Source organism: Streptomyces sp. RLA012, from assembly GCF_056270325.1.
The window spans coordinates 10,166,038-10,186,104 of the sequence record NZ_JBWDPA010000002.1 but is presented as its reverse complement, the minus strand read 5'-3'; the positions used below and the strand labels follow the sequence as shown (position 1 = coordinate 10,186,104).

The 20,067-nt window shown below is 71.7% G+C and carries 18 protein-coding genes; 10 read left to right on the top strand and 8 right to left on the bottom strand.

The window, feature by feature from the left end:
- Window positions 1-64: 64 nt before the first annotated feature.
- The 3 genes from RV986_RS46225 (at window position 65) to RV986_RS46215 (ending at window position 2,655) form a co-directional block, all read left to right on the top strand.
- Window positions 65-1,000 (top strand): M56 family metallopeptidase, encoded by a 936-nt coding sequence (locus RV986_RS46225; protein WP_475923081.1) that lies wholly within the window; start codon window positions 65-67, stop codon window positions 998-1,000.
- 66 nt (window positions 1,001-1,066) lie between these two features.
- Window positions 1,067-1,765 (top strand): phosphatase PAP2 family protein, encoded by a 699-nt coding sequence (locus tag RV986_RS46220; protein ID WP_475923080.1) that lies wholly within the window; start codon window positions 1,067-1,069, stop codon window positions 1,763-1,765.
- A gap of 122 nt (window positions 1,766-1,887) precedes the next feature.
- Entirely contained in the window at window positions 1,888-2,655 is a 768-nt protein-coding gene (locus RV986_RS46215) for an HAD family hydrolase (RefSeq protein WP_475923079.1), read from the top strand.
- Here the strand turns inward: RV986_RS46215 and RV986_RS46210 are convergent.
- Entirely contained in the window at window positions 2,646-2,891 is a 246-nt protein-coding gene (locus tag RV986_RS46210) for a DUF2630 family protein (RefSeq protein ID WP_475923078.1), read from the bottom strand. The genes RV986_RS46215 and RV986_RS46210 overlap by 10 nt on opposite strands.
- Before the next feature lie 216 nt (window positions 2,892-3,107).
- Here RV986_RS46210 and RV986_RS46205 point away from each other — a divergent pair, with 216 nt between their 5' ends.
- Window positions 3,108-3,860, top strand: a complete 753-nt coding sequence (locus tag RV986_RS46205; protein ID WP_475923077.1) for a TetR/AcrR family transcriptional regulator — start codon at window positions 3,108-3,110, stop codon at window positions 3,858-3,860.
- On the opposite strand, the gene RV986_RS46200 is transcribed toward RV986_RS46205, so the two are convergent.
- On the bottom strand, window positions 3,848-5,350 hold the full coding sequence (locus RV986_RS46200) for an LVIVD repeat-containing protein (protein WP_475923076.1): 1,503 nt from the start codon (window positions 5,348-5,350) through the stop codon (window positions 3,848-3,850). The two genes, RV986_RS46205 and RV986_RS46200, sit on opposite strands and share 13 nt — an antisense overlap.
- Before the next feature lie 217 nt (window positions 5,351-5,567).
- On the opposite strand from RV986_RS46200, the gene RV986_RS46195 reads away from it, so the two are divergent.
- The 3 genes from RV986_RS46195 (at window position 5,568) to RV986_RS46185 (ending at window position 9,308) form a co-directional block, all read left to right on the top strand.
- The gene (locus tag RV986_RS46195; protein ID WP_475923075.1) at window positions 5,568-6,227 is read left to right on the top strand and encodes a DUF305 domain-containing protein; all 660 of its coding nucleotides are present in this window, start codon (window positions 5,568-5,570) and stop codon (window positions 6,225-6,227) included.
- Between the two features lie 190 nt (window positions 6,228-6,417).
- On the top strand, window positions 6,418-7,776 hold the full coding sequence (locus RV986_RS46190; protein WP_475923074.1) for an FAD-dependent oxidoreductase: 1,359 nt from the start codon (window positions 6,418-6,420) through the stop codon (window positions 7,774-7,776).
- A gap of 149 nt (window positions 7,777-7,925) precedes the next feature.
- On the top strand, window positions 7,926-9,308 hold the full coding sequence (locus tag RV986_RS46185) for a nucleobase:cation symporter-2 family protein (RefSeq protein WP_475923073.1): 1,383 nt from the start codon (window positions 7,926-7,928) through the stop codon (window positions 9,306-9,308).
- On the opposite strand, the gene RV986_RS46180 is transcribed toward RV986_RS46185, so the two are convergent.
- Window positions 9,234-9,587, bottom strand: coding sequence for an ArsR/SmtB family transcription factor (locus RV986_RS46180; RefSeq protein ID WP_475923072.1), 354 nt, complete (start codon window positions 9,585-9,587; stop codon window positions 9,234-9,236). The genes RV986_RS46185 and RV986_RS46180 overlap by 75 nt on opposite strands.
- A gap of 124 nt (window positions 9,588-9,711) precedes the next feature.
- Here RV986_RS46180 and RV986_RS46175 point away from each other — a divergent pair, with 124 nt between their 5' ends.
- Window positions 9,712-10,791, top strand: a complete 1,080-nt coding sequence (locus RV986_RS46175) for an NADH:flavin oxidoreductase/NADH oxidase (protein WP_475923071.1) — start codon at window positions 9,712-9,714, stop codon at window positions 10,789-10,791.
- A 66-nt stretch (window positions 10,792-10,857) separates the two neighbouring features.
- On the opposite strand, the gene RV986_RS46170 is transcribed toward RV986_RS46175, so the two are convergent.
- The 3 genes from RV986_RS46170 to RV986_RS46160 all read right to left on the bottom strand — a co-directional run bounded on the left by RV986_RS46170 (window position 10,858) and on the right by RV986_RS46160 (window position 13,326).
- Window positions 10,858-11,877 carry a helix-turn-helix domain-containing protein gene (locus RV986_RS46170; RefSeq protein ID WP_475923070.1) on the bottom strand — a complete coding sequence of 340 codons (1,020 nt, stop codon included), beginning with the start codon at window positions 11,875-11,877 and terminating at the stop codon, window positions 10,858-10,860.
- 124 nt (window positions 11,878-12,001) lie between these two features.
- Complete coding sequence (locus RV986_RS46165; protein WP_475923069.1) at window positions 12,002-13,006, bottom strand: alpha/beta hydrolase; 1,005 nt, start codon at window positions 13,004-13,006, stop codon at window positions 12,002-12,004.
- A gap of 14 nt (window positions 13,007-13,020) precedes the next feature.
- Window positions 13,021-13,326 (bottom strand): ATP-binding protein, encoded by a 306-nt coding sequence (locus RV986_RS46160; protein ID WP_475923068.1) that lies wholly within the window; start codon window positions 13,324-13,326, stop codon window positions 13,021-13,023.
- Between the two features lie 73 nt (window positions 13,327-13,399).
- Between RV986_RS46160 and RV986_RS46155 the strand changes: the two genes are divergently transcribed.
- Window positions 13,400-14,062: a hypothetical protein gene (locus RV986_RS46155; RefSeq protein ID WP_475923067.1), complete on the top strand. Its 663-nt coding sequence runs from the start codon at window positions 13,400-13,402 to the stop codon at window positions 14,060-14,062.
- Here RV986_RS46155 and efeB read toward each other — a convergent pair.
- Window positions 13,993-15,276 (bottom strand): iron uptake transporter deferrochelatase/peroxidase subunit, encoded by a 1,284-nt coding sequence (gene efeB, locus RV986_RS46150; RefSeq protein WP_475923066.1) that lies wholly within the window; start codon window positions 15,274-15,276, stop codon window positions 13,993-13,995. The two genes, RV986_RS46155 and efeB, sit on opposite strands and share 70 nt — an antisense overlap.
- Before the next feature lie 111 nt (window positions 15,277-15,387).
- Entirely contained in the window at window positions 15,388-17,466 is a 2,079-nt protein-coding gene (efeU, locus tag RV986_RS46145; RefSeq protein WP_475923065.1) for an iron uptake transporter permease EfeU, read from the bottom strand.
- A gap of 553 nt (window positions 17,467-18,019) precedes the next feature.
- Here efeU and RV986_RS46140 point away from each other — a divergent pair.
- Window positions 18,020-19,993, top strand: a complete 1,974-nt coding sequence (locus RV986_RS46140; protein ID WP_475923064.1) for a phosphatidylglycerol lysyltransferase domain-containing protein — start codon at window positions 18,020-18,022, stop codon at window positions 19,991-19,993.
- Window positions 19,994-20,067: the final 74 nt, after the last annotated feature.

The window sequence follows — 20,067 nt, the reverse complement described above, 5'->3', positions numbered from 1 at the left end:
CGTACGTCACTTTGCCGTCGCCGCCCGTATCCCCCGGCGACGCTCCGCTCATAGGCTTCACCCCATGATGGTCCCCGCGGCACTGTTGCTGCTCGGCGCCCTGGCCGCCGTGGTCGCTCCGCGACTGCTCGCCCGGGCGGACTGGCCGGACCGCGAACCGGTGGTCGCCCTGTGGGTGTGGCAGTGTGTGGTGGCCGCCGTCCTGCTGTGCTGCGTGCTGTCGATGACGCTCAGCGCGGCCGCCGCGTGGGTGGCTGTCCGCGGCCATGTCTTCGCCCCCGCCCCGCATTCCGTCGTGGACGCCTACGCCCTGAGCAAGGGAAGCCCGTGGGCCGCGACGACGGCCGTGGCGCTCGCGTGCGGCGGTGCCTGGACCGCGGCGATGCTGGTCCGCGAGGTGCGGGGAGCCCGGGCCCGCCGTCGGCAGAGCCGTGGCGAACTCCTGGTCCGCGCGCCGCTGTTGCCCGGCGAGGAGCCGGGGAGCGACCGGCTGGTGGTACTGGAGGGCGAGCGTCCGGACGCCTGGTGGCTGCCGGGCGCGGCACCCCGACTGGTCGTCACCACGGCCGCGTTGCGCCGTCTCAAGGGGCGCCAACTGGACGCCGTACTGGCGCATGAGCAGGGGCACGCGCGAGCCCGGCACGACTGGCTGCTGCACTGCTCGGCCGCGCTCGCCGTCGGCTTTCCGCAGGTGCCCGTGTTCGCCGCGTTCCGCGACGAGATGCACCGCCTGGTCGAACTCGCCGCCGACGACATGGCCTCCCGTCGCTTCGGCCGCCTCACGATCGCCCTCGCGCTGGTGGAACTGAACGAGGACCGGGGCGTGTTCGGCCCCTGCCCGACCCCGCAGGCCCATGTCCCGGCGCGGGTGCACCGCCTGCTGACGCCCCCGGACCGGCTGACTCCCTCGCGGCGGCTGCGGCTGACGGCGGCGGCCACGCTGGTGCCGGCGGTCCCGCTGCTGGTGGCGTTCGTACCGGGCCTGCGGGCGCTCGGCTAGTCGACACGGCGGCGACCGGCGGCCCGGGGTTGACCTCCGGTCCCGTACGTCGGCGAGGATCGCCGTATGCACTCCCCGCCCGTCGACTCCCCGGCCCCACGGACCGCGGCACGTACCGCGGCCGCTCTCGCCGTGCCCTCGGTGCTGCTTCTCCTGCTGGTCACGTTCTCCTGGCAGCCGCTGCTCGCCCTCGACGACGGCATCGCGCGGTCCACGCACCGCCGGGCGGTCGACGAACACGGCATCACCCAGGTGTTCCGTGTCCTGACGGACTGGGTGTGGGACCCCTGGACGATGCGTGTCCTCGGTGCGGCGGTCGTGGTCGGGCTGGTGTGGCGGCACTCCGCATGGTGGCCCGCCCTGTGGGTGGTGGCCACCGGTGTGCTGGGCACCGTGGTGCAGCAGACCCTGAAGGCGGCGGTCGGACGTGAGCGCCCTGTCTGGCCGGACCCCGTGGACTCCGCCCACTACGCGGCCTTCCCCTCCGGTCACGCCATGACGGCGACGGTGGTGTGCGGGCTGCTGCTGTGGCTGCTCCAGCTGTACGGCGCCGGGCTCGCCCTGCGGCGTACGGCGCTGGCACTGGCTGTGGTCTCCGTCGCGGGTGTCGGGCTGACCCGCGTCTGGCTGGGCGTCCACTGGCCCTCGGACGTCCTGGGCGGCTGGCTGCTCGGCGCGCTGCTGGTCGCGCTGGCGGTGATGTCGTACGAGCGATGGCCGGGCTCGGACCGTGCCGGACCGGCGAGGACGGCGGTGCGCACGTGAGCGGTGGGCACGTGAGCGGGGCGGGCGGCGGTGGGCGCTTGAGCGGCCGTGGGGGCGCTCGACCGGCTGGGGCAACGGTGCGCACTTGACCGGTTCGGAGTGCGCCCCGAAGGATCTCCCTCATGACCATCAAAGGCGTGCTCTTCGACTTCTCCGGGACCCTCTTCCGCATCGAGTCCACCGAGTCATGGCTGCGCGCGGTGCTGAGGGAAGCCGAACTCGACCTTTCCGAAGCCGAGTTGATCCGTACGGCGGAGGCGCTGGAGTCCGTGGGCGCACTCGCGGGCGGCGCCCTTCCGTCCCGGCCGCTGCCCGCGGACCTCGCCGAACTGTGGGCGGTCCGCGACCGGAGCGCCGAGGCACACCGAGCCGCGTACACCGGAGTCTCCCGCCAGGTGCCCCTGCCCGACCCCCGGCTGCACGGCGCGCTGTACGACCGTCACATGCTCCCGGACGCCTGGCGGCCCTATCCCGACGCGGCCGAGGTGCTCGACGCGCTGCGCGGAGGCGGGGTCGCGGTCGGCGTGGTCAGCAACATCGGCTGGGACCTGCGGCCCGTCTTCCGCGCGCACGGTCTCGACCCGTATGTGGGCGCGTACGTCCTGTCGTACGAGCACGGCGTCCAGAAGCCGGACACCCGGCTGTTCGCGACCGCCTGCGACGCGCTGGGCATCGCCCCCGAGGAGACACTGATGGTCGGGGACGACCGCCGCGCGGACGGGGGCGCGGCGGCGCTGGGGTGCACGGTGCACTTCGTGGACCATCTGCCGGTGACACACCGCCCGGACGGGCTGCGACCGGTGCTGACACACCGCCCGGACGGGCTGCGACCGGTGCTGGATCTGATCGACCGACCCGCGCCCGCGTCCGCGCCGCCCGTTCAGCTCTGATAGTCCTCGACCTGCGAAGACGGTCGTACGCGCGCCTCGTCCGGGTTCTCCCCGAACTCGGACTTCGCGCGCCGCTGGCGCAGCAGGTCCCAGCACTGGTCGAGCGCGCGCTCCAGCTCTCCGAGCCGTTCGTGTTCCGTGCCGCTGTCGATCTGCCCGGACGCCACGGCGTCGCGCAGCCGCCGCTCGTCGTCGACCATCGCCGCGATCCTGGCCAGAATCTGCTCTTGATCCATGTCCACCCGCCTCCTAGGAAGTCCAGCCCACTCTATGGAGGCCGGGGCGGCCGTGCGACTCGCTCGGGAATCCCGCTCGCTCATGCCTGTCCGCCTGAGACGTTCCCCCGCGACGCCCCAGGCGGACGGCAGCCCGGAGCCTCCCCCGCGGAGGGTCACGGCCCCGGACGCACTGAGTATAGTTGGCTGGCAGCCAGTCAATACAGGAGTTACAGCATGTCCCCGCGCAGCCCGTCGGTCAATGAAGAGTTGCGGCGGCGTTCCCGGGAGCGGCTCCTGCAGGCCGCGGTGGAGTTGGTGAACGAGCGCGGTTATGAGGCGACGACGCTCGGGGACATCGCGGATCGCGCGGGATCGGCGCGCGGACTGGTGTCGTACTACTTTCCCGGTAAGCGCCAGCTCGTGCAGTCCGCCGTGCACCGGCTGATGCACCGCACTCTGGAGGAGGGGCTGGAGCGCGAGCCGCGTACCGAGGACGGCCGGGAGCGGATGGCGCGGGCCATCGACGCGATCCTGGGCCTCGCCCGGGACCGGCCCGTGCTGATGCGTCAGCACATGGCCGGAATGCTGCAGGGCGAGGGGTTCGTGCAGTGCCCGGAGCAGCAGCGCCTCGCTCAGCTTCTGCGGGAGACCGTCGCCCGGCACGGCTCGGCGGACGCCGCCACCGACTACCCGATGCTGCGGGCGCTGCTCATGGGAGCGGTGTACGCGGCCCTGGTGCCGGGCGTGCCGATGCCGCTCCCGACGCTGCGGACCGAGCTGTTCGAGCGCTACCACCTCGACTGGGAGATGGGGGTCCCGCCGGACACCGAGGTGCCCGGCGGGACCTGCGAGACGGACCTGTCACGGTTCTTCGCGACCGGCCGACGACCGGACGATCAGGGGCGGGACGATCGGCTCCATGACGATCGGCCGATGCCGGACGATCAGCGGACGGACCATCAGCGGACGGACGATCAGTCGAAGTAGTCCGGCTGCGTCTGGACGTTGAGCTCGCGCAGGTGGACCCGCTTGGCCGGGTCGGTGCGCCGGTCGCTGAGCTTCAGCACGTCGAAGCCCTTGGTGATGTCGTTCGAGTAGATGTAGCCGTTGTAGTAGTACGCCGACCAGGAGCCGCCGACCCTCAGGGTGTCGGTGGTCAGCGGACCGCGCTCGAAGTAGGCGATCTCCCTGGGGCGGGCGGAGTCGGTGAAGTCCCAGACGGAGACACCGCCCTGGTACCAGGCCTGGACCATGAGGTCCTTGCCCTTGACGGGGATCAGCGAGCCGTTGTGGGCCACGCAGTTCTCGGTGTCGGCCTGGTGGCGGGGGATCTTGTAGTAGCTCTTGAAGACGAGCTTGCGCCGGTCGCCCTTGCCGACGATGTCGTAGATGCCGTCGGCCCCGCGGTTCGGACCGACCGTCGCGTTGCAGGTGGCGGCGCCACCGCCGCCCAACTCGTCGGTGAACACGACCTTGTCGGCCTTCTGGTTGAAGGTCGCCGAGTGCCAGAACGCGAAGTTGACGTTGTCCTCGACCTGGTCGATGACCTTGGGGTGCTCGGGGTCCTTGATGGAGAACAGGATGCCGTCGCCCATGCAGGCGCCCGCGGCCAGGTCCTTCGACGGCAGCACCGTGATGTCGTGGCAGCCGGTGGTCTTGGAGACCCCCGGGTTGGCGGGGCCGCCCGGGTTGCCGCCGCCGTCCGGTCCCTCGCCCGGGAACAGCACCGGGAAGTTCACCACGGCTGCCTTCTCCGGGGCGCTCCGCGGCACCTTGATGACCGAGATGCCGTCGTGCGGGGGCTGGCAGTCGGGGAAGGTGGCGCTCGGTGAGTAGGAGGAGACGTAGATGTAGACGTTCTTGCGTTCGGGCACCAGTGTGTGGGTGTGCGAGCCGCAGGCGGTCTCGACGGCGGCGACGTACTTGGGGTTCGCCTTGTCGGTGATGTCGAAGACCTTCATGCCCTCCCACGAGGACTTCTCGGTCGCGGGCTGCGTGGTGCTGTTGCAGGAGTTGTCGCTGCGCGAGGAGTCGGTGGAGAGGAAGAGCAGGTTGCCGGAGACGGAGATGTCGTTCTGCGAGCCCGGGCACAGCACCTGGGAGACCGTCCTGGGCGCCTTCGGGTTGCTGATGTCGAGGATGCGGAAGCCGTCGTAGTTGCCGGCGAAGGCGTACTTGCCCTGGAAGGCGAGGTCCGAATTGGTGCCGGGCAGCGCCTCCTTGGGGATGTTGGTGAGGTGTTCGATGTTGTCGGAGTGGACTATCTCGTCCTGTCCGGGTATCTCGCCGCTCGCGATCGCGGCCTTGGCCTCGGCGGCATCGCTCCGGGACACCTTTTCCTGCACAGCGGGGCCGTCCCCGGGGTCGGGGGTCGCGGCCGCCGGGCCGGCCGTGAGCAGTGTGGCGAGGAGTCCGGCCGCGGCGGCGGCAACTCCCAGGCGTCTGCGCCGCGTTCGGGGTTCGATCAACAGGGTCACTGTGTTCTCCCTTGTAGCCGTTCGCAGTTGAACGGTTCACGGACCCCTGAAGTATCGTCCGCCCCATACGTTGATCAACAGGAGGCAACGTACTCGTAATGAAGGTTTTCAATCAGTCACGTTCACGAGCGCCCCAGAACGGTCATGAACACCCGTGAGGTGTCCGCCGATTCGCGTGCCCCAGGAGGCTGTTGTGCTTCTCAGCCGTACGTCACGTATGCCACGTATGCCACGTGCCTCCCGCGCACCCCTGCTCGCGGTGTCGCTCGCGGTGGCCGCGTTCGCACTCGGGGGCTGTGACTCCGGCTCCGCCTCGACGGCCGGGGCCGCCAGGTCGAGCGGGCCTTCGGTGATCGCACCCGGCAGGCCCGGCGAGGCGGCCGAGACGCTGTCGGCCGCGGACGCCGCGCGACAGCGCGCCGAGGACGACTCCCCCAACGCGGCGGACTTCGCCTATGCGCGGATGATGATCGAGCATCACTCCCAGGCTCTGGAGATGACCGGACTCGCCCCGGAACACGCCGCGTCAGGCCAGGTGAAGGGGATCGCCGCGCGGATCGCCGCCGGGCAGGGACCGGAGATCACCACCATGAAGGGCTGGCTCGCGACGCACGACGGCGAACGGCGGGCCGCACAGCACCAGCACGAGGCGATGCCCGGCATGGCGACCGAGGCACAGCTGAAGACCTTGCGCGCGGCGCGGGGCAAGGACTTCGACGAACTCTTCCTGAAGCTGATGATCACCCATCACGACGGGGCGATCACGATGGCCACGGAGGTGAAGGCGCAGGGCAACAACCTCCAGATCGAGGAGATGGCCGACGACGTCATCGCCCAGCAGACGAGCGAGATCAGCAGGATGCGCGACATGTCGTAGGCCTCCGCATCACACGGCGCTACCGCAGGTCCCGCAGATACGCACAGTATCCATATCGTCACATTTCATCACGGCGGACACGTACACATGTGCCGCGCGCCGGACCCTGTCAGCGGGGCACCGGTGGTGCGATGCTGGAGCCATCAGCGACCTCCTCGGGCTGTTCAGGTTTCGGATTGGGAGTTCCGCCGTGCTGCATGTCGCCGTCGTCGGCTCGGGGCCCAGCGGGGTCTACACCGCCCAGAGCCTCGTCCAGAGCGGGCTGCCCGAGGTCCGGGTGGACGTCCTGGACCGGCTGCCGTGCCCGTACGGCCTGGTGCGCTACGGCGTGGCGCCCGACCACGAGAAGATCAAGTCGCTGCAGAACAATCTGCGGGCGGTCCTGGAGGACGAGCGGGTGCGGTTCCTGGGCGGTCTCCAGGTCGGCCCCGGCGGGCTCCCGACGGCACGCCTGCGGGACCTCTACCACGCGGTCGTCTACTGCGTGGGCGCCGCCACCGACCGCCATCTCGGAGTACCGGGCGAGGAGCTGTCCGGCAGCTGGTCGGCGACCGAGTTCGTGTCCTGGTACAGCGCGCACCCCGATTCCGTCGCCACCGACTTCGCGCCCGGCGCACGCTCGGCCGTGGTCGTGGGCGTCGGGAACGTCGCCGTCGACGTGACCCGGATGCTGGCACGCACGGCCGCCGAGCTCAGCCCCACCGACATGCCGCAGGCGGCGCTCACCGCGCTGGGCGCGAGCAAGGTGACGGAGATCAGCATGGTCGGGCGGCGCGGTCCGTCGCAGGCCCGCTTCACCACCAAGGAGCTGCGCGAGCTCGGCTCGCTGCCGGACACCGAAGTCGTGGTGGATCCCGAGGAGTTGGCGCTCGATCCGGGGTACGCCGACCCGTCGGCCCTGCCCGCCGCACAGCGCCGCAATGTGGAGGTGCTGCGGGGGTGGGCCGCCGCGCCTCCGCAGGACCGAGCCCGTCGGATCCGGCTGCGTTTCTTCCTGCGCCCCGTCGAACTCCTCCCCGACGAGGGCGACGGCACCCGCGTGGGCGCGGTGCGCTTCGAGCGTACGGTGCCGGACGGGCACGGCGGGGTGACGGGCACGGGGCGGTACGAGGACATCGGGGCGCAGTTGGTGCTGCGCTCGGTCGGCTATCGCGGGGTCCCGCTCGAAGGGCTGCCGTTCGACGCGGCGCACGGCACGGTGCCGCATCTCGCGGGTCGTGTACTGCGCGACGGCGTGGTCGCGCCGGGCGAGTACGTGGCGGGCTGGATCAAGCGCGGCCCGACCGGCGTCATCGGCACCAACCGGCCGTGCGCCAAGGAGACGGTGACCTCGCTGCTGGAGGACGCCCCCGAACTCGTACGGCGGGACCTGCCCGAGGACCCGCTCGCGGCGCTGCGGGCGGCCGGGGCGGCGCCGGTGGAGTGGGCCGGGTGGCAGGCGATCGAGCGGGCGGAGGCGGAGCTCGGGGCCTCGCTCGGGCGGGGTGTGGTCAAGCTGCCCGACTGGACGTCGTTGCTGGCGGCGGCGCGGACGGCGGCGACCTCGTAGCGGAGTCGAGCCGACTTCTGCGGGCCTGACACACAGCGGCAACGGGCCGGAAATCAACAAACTGTTCAAGCCCCCTACGGTCTCGTGCTGTCCGGACGTCCCCCGCCGTCCGGACGCCCCCGCTCCCCGCCGCCGCTCCTGGAGTGCCCATGGCAACCACCGCACCCGTGCATCCCGTCGACGAGGTCCCACCCGTACGCCAACTGGCCGCCTTCGGGCTGCAGCATGTGCTCGCGATGTACGCGGGCGCGGTGGCCGTGCCGCTGATCGTGGGCGGGGCGATGAAGCTGTCGCCCGCCGACATGGCCTATTTGATCACCGCGGACCTGCTGGTCTGCGGCATCGCGACGCTCATCCAGTGCGTGGGTTTCTGGCGGTTCGGTGTACGACTGCCGATCATGCAGGGCTGCACCTTCGCGGCCGTCTCACCGATGGTGCTCATCGGGACGACGGGCGGCGGACTGCCCGCGATCTACGGGTCGGTGATCGTCGCGGGACTCGCGATCGTGCTGCTGGCGCCGGTCTTCGGCAGGCTGCTGCGCTTCTTCCCGCCGCTGGTCACCGGCACCGTCATCCTGATCATCGGCGTCTCACTGCTGCCGGTGGCGGGCAACTGGGCGGCCGGCGGTGTGGGCGCGAAGGACTTCGGCGAGCCCAAGAACCTGGCGCTCGCCGGCTTCGTGCTGACCGTGGTGCTGGGCGTGCAGCGGTTCGCGCCGGCCTTCCTGAGCCGGATCGCGGTGCTGATCGGCATCGCGGTGGGCCTCGCGGTCGCGGTGCCGTTCGGATTCACGGACTTCGGCGGGGTCGGGGACGCCGACTGGGCCGGGATCAGCACACCGTTCCACTTCGGCGCACCGTCGTTCCACGCCTCCGCGATCGTCTCGATGCTGGTCGTGGCGCTGGTGACGATGACGGAGACGACCGGTGACCTCATCGCGGTGGGCGAGATGACCGACCGGAAGGTCGAGCCGCGCACGCTGGCCGACGGGCTGCGCGCCGACGGTCTCTCCACGGTCCTCGGCGGTGTGTTCAACACCTTCCCCTACACGGCGTTCGCGCAGAACGTGGGTCTGGTCGGCATGACCCGGGTGCGCAGCCGCTGGGTGGTGGCGACCGCGGGCGGCATCCTCGTCCTGCTCGGCCTGCTGCCCAAACTGGGCGCGGTGGTCGCGGCGGTACCGGCGCCGGTACTGGGCGGCGCCGGCCTGGTGATGTTCGGGACGGTCGCCGCGAGCGGACTGCGCACCTTGGCCGGGGTCGACTTCAAGGGCAACGACAATCTGACGGTGGTGGCCGTCTCGGTCGCCGTGGGCATGCTGCCGGTCGGGGTACCGACGGTCTACGAGAAGTTCCCGCACTGGTTCCAGACGGTGATGAACAGCGGGATCAGCGCGGGGTGCCTGACGGCGATCGTCCTGAACCTGCTCTTCAACCACCTGCCCGGGAGGGCGGGTTCAGCCGAGGCGGGAGGCCTCGCGGGCGGCGGCGGAGAGGACACCGCCGAGAAGTCCAGGAAAGAGATGATCTAGGTCGTCCTCGCGCAGGGCGTTCATCTTGGCCGTTCCGCGGTAGACCTGTCGGATCACCCCGCTCTCGCGGAGCACCCGGAAGTGGTGCGTGGTGGTCGACTTGGTGACCGGCAGGTCGAAGTGCGAACAGGAGAGCTCGTCGCCGACCGCGGCGAGTTCTCGCACGATCCGCAGCCGCATGGGGTCGGACAGCGCGTGCAGCACGCCTTCCAGCCGGATCTCCTCGCGCGCCGGATGCGGAAGATCGCGACTGCTGGCGGCGGGGACGACGGTCGTCACGGCAGCTCCACTTCGGGGACGGAACTTCATTGTACGAGAACCATCGTAGTTTGACACCCTCCGTACTACGATGACTATCGTACGAGTCGTCCATCGACCCCCGTGACGAAGGGAACAGTTCGCCATGAGCGCGCTCTTCCAGCCCTACCGGCTACGCGCAGTGACCGTCCCGAACCGGGTATGGATGCCCCCGATGTGCCAGTACTCGGCCGCGCCGGAGGGGCCGGACACGGGCACGCCCAACGACTGGCACTTCGCCCACTACGCGGCCCGGGCCGCGGGCGGCACGGGCCTGATCATCGTCGAGGCCACCGCCGTCTCGCCCGAGGGCCGGATCTCCCCCTACGACCTCGGCATCTGGAACGACGCCCAGGCCGAGGCCTTCCGCCGGATCACCCGCTTCCTCAAGAGCCAGGGCAGCGTGCCCGCGATCCAGCTCGCGCACGGCGGCCGCAAGGCCTCCACGGACCGCCCCTGGAAGGGCGGCGCGCCGGTCGGCCCGGACGCGTACGGCTGGCAGCCGCTCGGCCCGAGCCCGCTCCCCTTCGACGGCGGCCACCCGGTCCCGACGGAGCTCACGGTCGCCGAGATCCAGGCAGTCGTCGGCCGGTTCGCGGACGCGGCCCGGCGCGCCCTGGACGCCGGCTTCGAGATCGCCGAGATCCACGGCGCCCACGGCTATCTCGTCAACGAGTTCCTCTCGCCGCACTCCAACCACCGCACCGACGCCTACGGCGGCTCGTTCGAGAACCGCATCCGCTTCGCCCTCGAAGTCGTCGACGCCGTACGGGAGGTCTGGCCCGACGACAAGCCGCTCTTCTTCCGCGTCTCCGCCACCGACTGGCTGGACGAGGGCGGCTGGAGCGCCGACGACACCGTCCGCTTCGCGGGCGAGCTGCGCGAGCACGGCATCGATCTGCTGGACGTCTCCACCGGCGGAAACGCCGCGGGCGTACGCATCCCGGTCGGGCCCGGTTACCAAGTCCCCTTCGCCGCACGGGTGAAGGCCGAGACCGGCCTGCCCGTCGCCGCCGTCGGCCTCATCACCGAGGCCGAGCAGGCCGCGAAGATCCTCGCCAACGACGAGGCCGACGCGGTGCTGCTGGGGCGCGAACTGCTGCGCAACCCGTCGTTCGCGCGCCTCGCGGCACGTGAACTCGGCGCCGAGGTGCACGTGCCCGAGCAGTACCACCGCTCCGTGTAGCAGTGCCACCGCTCCGTGTAGCAGTGCCACCGGTCCGTGCGGGTGGTCGCCGGGCGGCGGTGCGCGTCAGAGGGGCGCGTTGCGGTGCAGTCGCCGCAGGACCAGGGCCAGTTGGAGCCGCAGTCGGCCGGCCGGGTCGTGCACCGGCCAGTCCAGCCAGTGCTCGGCCTGGGCCAGACGGTCCTGGAGCGTGGAGTGGTGGACGTTCAGCTCCGCGGCGGCGGCCCGCAGACTCGTGCTGAAGGCGACCGCGTTCAGGGTGCTCGCCGCCCAGGGGGCCGTCGCGACGGCGTGCTCCAGGGCGCGGACGTCGGGGAGGATTTCCGTGGCCGGGCCGACCGCCTGCGCGAGCAACGCCAGACCGCCCAGCTCGTCCGCGTACACCGTGCGGGGGCCGGGGTCCTGGTCGGTGCCCTCCGCGGTGAACCGCAGGGCGGTACGGGCGGCGGCCCACGACGCCGGAAGGTCCCGTACGGCAACCGAGGGGCCGATGCCCGCGCGGCGGCCACCGGTGGCGGGCGTGCTGTCGCCGGAGGCCGGCACCCCCTCCACAAGCGGCCCGCCCTCGGCGGTCGCCACCACACGGGCGGCGGCCACGTCCCGCAGACCGACACGGAGGGCTGCCTGGCGCCGGGCGTGCTCGGTGGCGGAGGCGTCCAGGAGCACCTCCACCGAGGCGGGATCCGCGTCCCGGACGTCCGTCGGTGCCCGCCCGCGGGTCCGGTCCAGCACCACCCGGGCGGCTGCCGCGGCACGCTCCAGCACCATCGCGTGGACCCCGTCGGAAGGTCCGGCGCGCTCCAGCCAGACGGCCGGGGGGCCGGTCGGCGTCAGCGGGGCCGAGGGCCAGGCCGGGTCGGGAGGCCCGCCGTCGTCGCGGCGCGTCCCGTCGGCCTCGACCCGGACGCGGACCCCGCGCTCCTCGTCGACGAGCCGGGCGGGGCAGCCGGACAGCACGGCCGCGCCGCGCACCAGGGACTCCAGGCCCGCCCGGCCCTCGATCAACCGGTCGAAGTAGGAGATCACCTGCAGCGCCGCGCCCGCGTCGGGGTCGAGCGCCGCGAGCCTGCCCGCCAGCTCCTTCACCGAATGTCACCTCGCACGGGCTCGCCGGACACGCTGTTCGGCCCGTCGCCCGGCGCCGCCCCCTCATGCTCCGTCTTCCGGCGCCCGCTGCCAAGCCACCGGCCGGAACGCCCGGCGGATCCGGTCAGTTCCCCAGCAGCCTGCGCAGCCACCGCAGGCGCGCGGCCTTGGTGTCCTGGGACAGGGCGGCCTGCGGGGCCATCAGGTCGTATCCGTGGAAACCGCCCGGCCACACGTGCAGTTCGGCCCGGCCGCCCGCCTGCCACAGACCCGTCGCGTAGGCGACTGCCTCGTCGCGGAAGGTCTCGGCCGAGCCGACGTCGATGAAGGTCGGGGGAAGTCCGGAGAGATCGTCGGCGCGGGCCGGGGAGGCGTAGGGAGAGACGTCCGGTCCGCCGCGGGCGTCGCCGAGCAGGGCCGTCCACCCCATCTCGTTCGCCGTGCGGTCCCACACGCCCAGACCGGCCATCTGGTGGCTGGACGGGGTGTCGTTGCGGTCGTCGAGCATGGGGCACAGCAGCACCTGCCCCAGGAGCGCCGGGCCGCCGCGGTCGCGGGCGAGCAGGGCGACCGCCGCGCTCAGGCCACCGCCCGCGCTCGCCCCGGCGACGATGATCCGGTCGGGGTCGAAACCCAGTTCCTCGGCGTGCTCGGCCGTCCACCGCAGTCCCGCGTAGCAGTCCTCGGCGGGGGCCGGGTGCGGGTGCTCGGGCGCGAGACGGTACTCCACCGACACCACCGCCGTGCCCAGCTCCTGGGCCCAGTCGAGCATTTCCCCGATGCCGGTGCGGTTGTCGCCGATCACCATGCCGCCGCCGTGCACGTTGTAGACGACGGGCACGGCGACGGTCGCGCCGGTCGGCCGGCAGATGAGCAGGGAGATGTCCGGGGCGCCCTGTGGGCCGGGCACCGTGCGCTCCTCGACGGAGAAGGCGCCGTCCCGGGTCAGGTCCGGGTCCGCCCCGTCGGACAGCGCCATGCCCTGGCGCAGCGCCGGAATCATGTCTATGTGGAACGAGGGCGGCAGCTGTTCGCCGATGACTTCGAGGGCGGCGGCGAGCTCCGGGTCGAACGGCGGGGGCGGCCCCACCCGGGAGCCCTGCGCCTCGACGGAAGGAATGGTGGTCATCGGCTCTCCCTGCGTCACGGCCACGTCCCTGTGACCACTGCCGTCATCGTGCCTCGCGCCCGCCCGCCCACGGGAGCGCCAGACGGCGGGGATGTTCCGCCGGACGGCGGGAAGCCGGACAGCGGGACACCCGTCGTCACTGTGCGAGGACTCAGGACGAAGCGTTCCACCGGGCGCCGGGTGAACGACGCCGCCGCCGTACAGGACGGCGCGTGCTTCACGACATTGGTGAGCGCCTCCTGCACGATCCGGTACGTCTGTACGGCGATGTCCGCCGGAAGGCCGGCCCGTTCGCCGTCGCGGTGGACGGTGTCGAGCATGACGGCACGTTGAAAACCCTACATACTGTAGGGTTTGGCTCGTCAAGAGCCTCTTACGTCTCGGGGGACCCCTATGCAGGAACGTGACGCCGGTCCGGCGGCGCCGAGTGACGGCACCTTCGAGCGGATCCTGGACCGGGCTCTGCACTCCCCCGAGATCATCGCAGCGATGAAGGGCCTCGGCCCGCTCGACACGCGGCGCGCGGAACTGCGCGCCGAAGCCCTGGACGCACGCGCCCCGCTCTGCCGGACCGCTACGCCGGAGTACGAGCGTTATCTGCGCGTGCGGGCCCGCCGACGCGGTGACGGCGCCTCAAAGGTCCCGACGCGTCCGGGAGATGGCCCCGTTTCCGTGTCCGCGCTGCTCGCGCCCAGTCTCTGTGTCGTCGCCGCGGGCGTGTATCTCCTGAGCGGGTTCGACCTGCACGCCCTCGACGTACGCCCGCATCTGAACGACGGACTGATCATGGTGGTGGTGATCCTGGCCGCTGTGACGGCGGGCGCGGCGCTGGGTGATCTCCTCTGGTCGCTGGCGACCCGCGGCCGCCCCACCCCGCAGGACCGCGATCCCGAGGTGAGGCACGCCCACGAGGACTGGCAACGGACCCTGCTGGAACGGGGAGTGATGCCGTTTCTGCTCGGGCGTCTCAACGGGGCGCCCCCGTTTCAGCCCTCGATCAGCGAGCGGCCGAGCCAGTCCGACTGGTCCTTCACACCGGGCAGCGCGAAGAAGTAGCCACCCCCGGTGGGGCTGATGTAGTCGACGAGCGGCTCGTCGATCAACCGCGTCTGGGTCGCCTCGAACTGGCGGACCACGTCCTGCTGGTACGCGCAGAAGGCCAGGCCCATGTCGAGGTTGCCGGCCTCGTCGACGCCCCGGTCGTAGTTGTAGCCGCGGCGCAGGATCCGGGTCGTGTCGGTCTTCGCCGTACGGGGGTTGGCGAGCCGGATGTGGGCGTCGAGCGGGATCGCCTCGCCCTTGGGGTCCTTGGTGTAGCGCGGGAGGTCGGTCTCCTGGGCGCCGTCCAGCGGGGCGCCGGTGTCACGGCGGCGGCCGATCATCTTCTCCTGCTCGGTGAGCGAGACCCGGTCCCAGAACTCGACCAGCATGCGGATGATGCGGATCACCTGGTAGCTGCCGCCGACCGCCCAGGACGGTTCGCCGTCGGCCGCGGTGACCCAGACCAGCTTGTCCATCTCGCGGCCGGAGGTCGTGTCCGGATTGGCGATGCCGTCCTTGAAACCGAGGAAGTTGCGCTGCGCGCCGGTCGGCCGGGACGGGTTCTGGAAGCCGTCGACGCGCCACTTGATCTGCATCGCGCCGCGCGTGTGGCGGGTGATGTCGCGCAGGGCGTGCAGCACGGTGTCGGAGTCGGCGGCGCACAGCTGCAGCGACAGGTCGCCGTGGCACTCGGCGGCGTCGAGGTTGTCGTTGGGGAAGGTGCGCATCGGCTTGAGGTGGCGCGGTATGCGGTCGGCGAGGCCGAAGCGGTCGTCGAAGAGGGAGGCGCCGATCCCCACGGTGACGGTGAGGTCGTCCGCGGGCAGATCCGGTCCCAGCAGGCCGCTGTCGGAGGGCGGCGCGCCGACACCCAGGTCGACGGGGGTGCCGCCGGTGGTGAGGAAGCGGGCCCGTTCGGTGATCGTGCGCAGCAGGGTGGTGAGTTCGCTCCGGCCGTCGGCGATGACGTCGAAGGAGACGAAGACGCCGGCCTTGGGTGCGGGGGTGGTGATACCGGCCTGGTGAGCACCGTGGAAGGGCACCTTGCCGCCGCCCGAGTCGGCCGCCGCGGCGGGGGTGCTGCCCGCGGCCGCCCGGGCGCCGACGAGTCCGGCGCCCGCCAGGGCGGCTCCGGCCGCGCCGACACCGAGGGCGGTCCTGGTGAACGTACGGCGGCCGACGGGGCAGCTGCCCGGCGCGGCCTGGTCGTCCTGGCTCGGGGTCGTCATCGGGGGAGGTCCTCTCCTGTGGGCGCATGCTCCCGGTACTGCGGGGGTGTGGTGGTTCGGCTGGTTCGGCGCGGGCGGGCCGGAGCGTGATGGCGGACGCCGGTGGACCGCTCACGCGGCCTGGCGGATCTCCAGGAGGTCCGGGATCGGCGCGAGCTCTTCCAGCAGTTGACTGACCGTGCCGTCGAGGCGCTGACGGTCGGTGTCGGACAGCTTGTCCAGCGGCGTCCAGGTGCCGTCCTCGGCCCGCTGGGCGAGCACCAGTCGCTCGGTGCGCTCCATCCATGTGTCGACGGCCCGAACGACCTCGGCGTCGCGCTTGTCGATCAGCGGGCGCAGCAGGGTGAGCAGTTCGCGGGTGCCGTCGAGGTTGGCATCGGTGGTGGCGAGCTCGGTGCCGCTGCCGTAGTCGGCGGTGCCGCTGAGTTCGCGGTGCAGGGTGTTCTCAAGGATCTCGTGGGTGCGCAGCGGGAGGTCGCCCGGGTCGAAGTCCTGCTTCGGGAAGTCCTTGCGCAGGGCGTCGACGTCGTCGGTGAGCTGCTTGGCGTACGGCGCGAGGGTGGCGGCGGACTGGCCGTGCCACAGGCCGTATTCGATGCGGTGGAAGCCGGTGAAGGCCGGGTCGTCGACGCCGCCCGCGAGTCCGGCCGTACGACCGTTGATCTTCGCGTCGAAGTCGGCGAAGGTGCCGTAGGCGGCGCCCAGTGAGGCGTATCGCAGGTGCGCGGGCAGCCAGTCCTCGCGGGCCCGGTCCAGCTTCTTCGCGTCGATGTCGCTCCGCAGGGCGCGGGTCCTGGTCAGCAGGTCGGCCAGGCCCTGGTCGACGTATGTCCGGTAGGCGGCCAGCGGTGCGGCGAGGTCCTGCTCGGAGACCGGCAGTACGGCCTGGGCGGAGCCACCCCCCGCGCTGACACGCACGGCCGCCGAGGTGACGGCCTTGCCGCCGTCGGGCACACAGCGCCAGGCGTACGAGCCCGTGCCGATGGTGGCGATCAGGGCGCGGGTGGTGCCGGGGGCGATGCCCTCGACCTCGCCGTAGACGGCGTTGCCGGCCGGGTCGACGAGATAGATCTCGGAGGTGCGGGAGCCGGTGTTGCGCACCTGGAAGGTCTGCCGGCCCGGCTCGGGCGCGGTGAAGCCCTTGCCGCAGTCGGCGGCGGACACCTCGACGACGGGGGTGCCGGCGGCGGGCTTTCCGTCGCCGACGGCGATGGCGATCCCCGCGATGAGCGCGGGCGCGGCGACGAGTGCGGCGGGGACCGTCCAGCGGGGGAGGCGGCGGGCGACCGACCCGGTCGCCGAGACCCCCTCGCCTTCGCCGGAACCGGCCGCCGCGACGTTCCCCGCCCCGACGGACACGGTCACGGGAGCGGGCTTTACGGGGGCCGGCCCCCGTGCGAAGAGCGTCATCACGATCGCCAGGTACAGGGCGTGGACGGAGATCTGAAGCCAGGTCATCTGCGGGGTGAGATTGAGCGTGCCCTGGACGACGGTGACGTACCAGGATCCCGGGTCGAGGTGCGCCGACAGGTCGAAGGCGTACGCCGTGCCGCCCGGGAGCACGGTGGCTTCCTGCAGGTCGCGTATGCCGTAGCCGAGGACGCCCGCGGCGATGACGATGAGCACGGCGCCGGTGAGCGTGAAGAACCGGGTCAGGTTGATGTGCAGGACCCGCCGGTACAGCCCCCAGCACAGCGCCGCCGCGATCAGCAGCCCGGCCGCCGCTCCGGCCAGGGGGCCCGAGGCACTCCCCGCCGCCTGTGCCGTGGTCCACAGGAACAGCGCGGTCTCCAGCCCCTCACGGCCCACGGCGAGGAACGAGGTCGCGATCAGCACCCCCGCCCCCATGCCCAGCGCGGTGGCGACCTTCTGCTTGATCTCTCCGGAGAACGTACGGGCGGAGCGCCGCATCCAGAACACCATGGCGGTGACGAACACGACCGCGATCAGGCTGAGCGTGCCGCCGAACGCCTCCTGCGACTTCCCGGGCAGGTTGGCCGCCGTGAAGGTCAGGATCGCGCCGAAGCTCATGGAGAGCCCGATGGCGGCGGCAACTCCCGTCCACACATGGGGCAGTCGGGCACGCTGGTCGGACCGTACGAGCGTGGCGACGAGGACCGAGACGATCAGCCCTGCTTCCAGCCCCTCACGCAGACCGATCAGAAAGCTGGGAAATGCGTCGTCCCACACCTCGGGCCTCTCTCCGATGCAGCAAATACCAGGCCGGACGGCTACAGGCGGGGCTTAGTGTAGGCATGCCTAACTAACATTCAAGAGGTGCGCAAATGCTGGCATAGTGGACGCGGGCGGCATGCCGGGACCGCACCGGCCGCCTCACGGGCGGACGGAACGACCGGTCCGCGCGAGATCCGAACGGAGTCGGCTTCAGAGCCGTGAGCTGCGGGAACGCGATGGCGAGATGTCGGTGTCGCCGCCTCCGGCGCCCGCCGTACGTCGCGCACGGCGGGGTGTGAGGGCGCGGCCGGAACCCCCTCGCGGACCGTCTGTCCGCGCTTCGATTCTTACCAGCCCCTTACCCCCTAATACCGCGCGGACCAGGCATTCTTTCCCCGCAACGCCGCCGACCGTCGCTCGTTAAGACACTCGGCCGCGATCCTCACCGCGGCCACAACTCACCTTTTCCCTACGGCATGTAGGGTTTGCTGGCCCTACGGGTTCGTAGGGAACACACAGGGTTTACCGCCCGCGTCCCCCTCCCCTCTCCCCAAGGTGATGCTTCACGGTGTCTGCACAACAGCCAGTGCTCCTCCCGGAACAGAGGACCTCGAAGTCGCGCCGGACCACCCCGACCGGCCGCCCGGCCCTCGGCGCCCGGCTGCGGCCACGGGCGGCCGCGGCCACGGTCTGGTATCTGCGGCTGCTCGCGCTGCTCAACCTGGTGGCGGTCGTGTCACTGCCGTTCCGCGAAGAGGTGCACGAGCACAACGGAGGTGGGTTCTTCACCCCCTACCTGGCCACCGCCGGGCTGGTCTCGGCCGCGCTGGCGCTGTTCCTGGCCCTGGTGATGCGGCGCCGCAAACGGGCCGCGTGGATCTTCAACATGCTGCTGGCGGGGCCGCTCTTCGGGCTGTACGTCCTGGCCCTCACCCAGGAACAGTTCCGACGGCACGGCTTCAACTGGTTCTCGACCCTGTTCACCGGCCTCTTCGTCGCCGCGCTGCTGCTCGGACGGCGGGAGTTCCAGGCCGTCGGGGACCGCTCCAACCCCCGGCTGGCGCTGGCCGTCGGCGCCGGCGGTCTCCTGGTCAGCGGCACCCTCGGAACGCTGCTCGTGAGCGCCACCAACAAGGTGTCCGGGGCGCCGCTGGGCGACCGGATCGCGTACACCCTGCTGCGTGGCGTCAGCGTCGGCCCGCTCGCCGACCGGCTCGACTCCGTGGTCGCCCCCCGCTGGGTGGACGTGCTCATCAACATCCTGATCGCCGCGTCCTTCCTGCTTGTCCTCTACGCCTGCTTCCGCGCGCCGCGCGGGCGTGAACTCCTCGGCGAGGACGACGAGCGGCGCCTGCGCGAACTCCTGGCCAGGCACGGCGAACGGGATTCGCTGGGCTACTTCGCACTGCGCCGCGACAAGGCCGTCATGTGGTCCCCGAGCGGCAAGGCCGCGGTCGCCTACCGGGTGGTCGGCGGGGTGACCCTGGCCTCCGGCGACCCGATCGGTGACCCCGAGGCCTGGCCCGGCGCGATCGAGGCGTGGCTGCACGAGGCGCGCAGGCATGCCTGGACGCCGGCGGTGATGGGCGCCAGTGAGGAGGCCGGCACCATCTACGCCCGCCATGGCCTCGACGCCCTCGAACTCGGCGACGAAGCGATCGTGGACCGCGCCGACTTCACCCTCGAAGGGCGTGCGATGCGCGGCGTGCGCCAGGCGCACAACCGCATCCGCCGGGCCGGATACTCCGTCCGCATCCGCCGCCACGCGGACATCCCCGAGGCCGAGATGGCCACCCTGATCGACAAGGCCGACCACTGGCGCGACGGCGAGACCGAACGCGGCTTCTCCATGGCCCTCGGCCGGCTCGGCGACCCGGGCGACGGCCGCTGCGTCATGCTGGAGTGCCACGACAGCCAGGGCGAGCCGCGGGCCGTGCTGAGCTTCGTACCGTGGGGCGAGAAGGGACTGTCCCTCGACCTGATGCGCCGGGACCGGAACTCCGAGAACGGGTTGATGGAGTTCATGGTCATCGAACTGCTGCTGCGCGCCCAGGAGATCGGGGTGCGGCGGGTGTCGCTGAACTTCGCCATGTTCCGGTCCGTCTTCGAACGCGGTTCCCGGCTGGGCGCCGGACCCGTGCTGCGGCTGTGGTGCACCGTGCTGACCTTCCTCTCCCGGTGGTGGCAGCTCGAATCCCTCTACCGGGCCAACGCCAAGTACCGGCCGGTGTGGGAACCCCGCTATCTCCTGTTCGAGAAGAGCAGCGACGTCCCCCGCATCGGCATCGCCGCCGCCCGCGCGGAAGGCTTCCTCACCCCGCCCGCCCTGCCCGCGCCGGGCCGCCGCCGACGCCTTCGGACACCGGGGGCACGGGCCCAACCGCCGTACGGGGGCGCGCAGATCCCCGGCCGACGGCGGGCGACGGACGCGGACGGCGGCAGGGTGACGGACACGGAGGGCGGCACGGTGACGGACACGGACGGCGGCACGGCGGCAAGCCCGCGTCCCGGTTCGCGGCCGACTCCGTCGTCAACCGGCTGATCCGACCGGGCCGTTCACCACGGGGAGGTGCGGCGGCCCGCCATTCCATGGTCATTCGGTGTTCACATCGTGCG

Bases quoted from the DNA above. Each gene is read 5' to 3' on its own strand.
- RV986_RS46210 (WP_475923078.1), bottom strand. From the start codon at position 2,891: ATGGATCAAGAGCAGATTCTGGCCAGGATCGCGGCGATGGTCGACGAC.
- RV986_RS46155 (WP_475923067.1), top strand. From the start codon at position 13,400: ATGCAGGAACGTGACGCCGGTCCGGCGGCGCCGAGTGACGGCACCTTC.
- RV986_RS46160 (WP_475923068.1), bottom strand. From the start codon at position 13,326: ATGCTCGACACCGTCCACCGCGACGGCGAACGGGCCGGCCTTCCGGCG.
- RV986_RS46175 (WP_475923071.1), top strand. From the start codon at position 9,712: ATGAGCGCGCTCTTCCAGCCCTACCGGCTACGCGCAGTGACCGTCCCG.
- RV986_RS46185 (WP_475923073.1), top strand. From the start codon at position 7,926: ATGGCAACCACCGCACCCGTGCATCCCGTCGACGAGGTCCCACCCGTA.
- efeB (WP_475923066.1), bottom strand. From the start codon at position 15,276: ATGACGACCCCGAGCCAGGACGACCAGGCCGCGCCGGGCAGCTGCCCC.
- RV986_RS46205 (WP_475923077.1), top strand. From the start codon at position 3,108: ATGTCCCCGCGCAGCCCGTCGGTCAATGAAGAGTTGCGGCGGCGTTCC.
- RV986_RS46220 (WP_475923080.1), top strand. From the start codon at position 1,067: ATGCACTCCCCGCCCGTCGACTCCCCGGCCCCACGGACCGCGGCACGT.
- RV986_RS46225 (WP_475923081.1), top strand. From the start codon at position 65: ATGATGGTCCCCGCGGCACTGTTGCTGCTCGGCGCCCTGGCCGCCGTG.
- RV986_RS46195 (WP_475923075.1), top strand. From the start codon at position 5,568: ATGCCACGTATGCCACGTGCCTCCCGCGCACCCCTGCTCGCGGTGTCG.
- RV986_RS46215 (WP_475923079.1), top strand. From the start codon at position 1,888: ATGACCATCAAAGGCGTGCTCTTCGACTTCTCCGGGACCCTCTTCCGC.
- RV986_RS46165 (WP_475923069.1), bottom strand. From the start codon at position 13,006: ATGACCACCATTCCTTCCGTCGAGGCGCAGGGCTCCCGGGTGGGGCCG.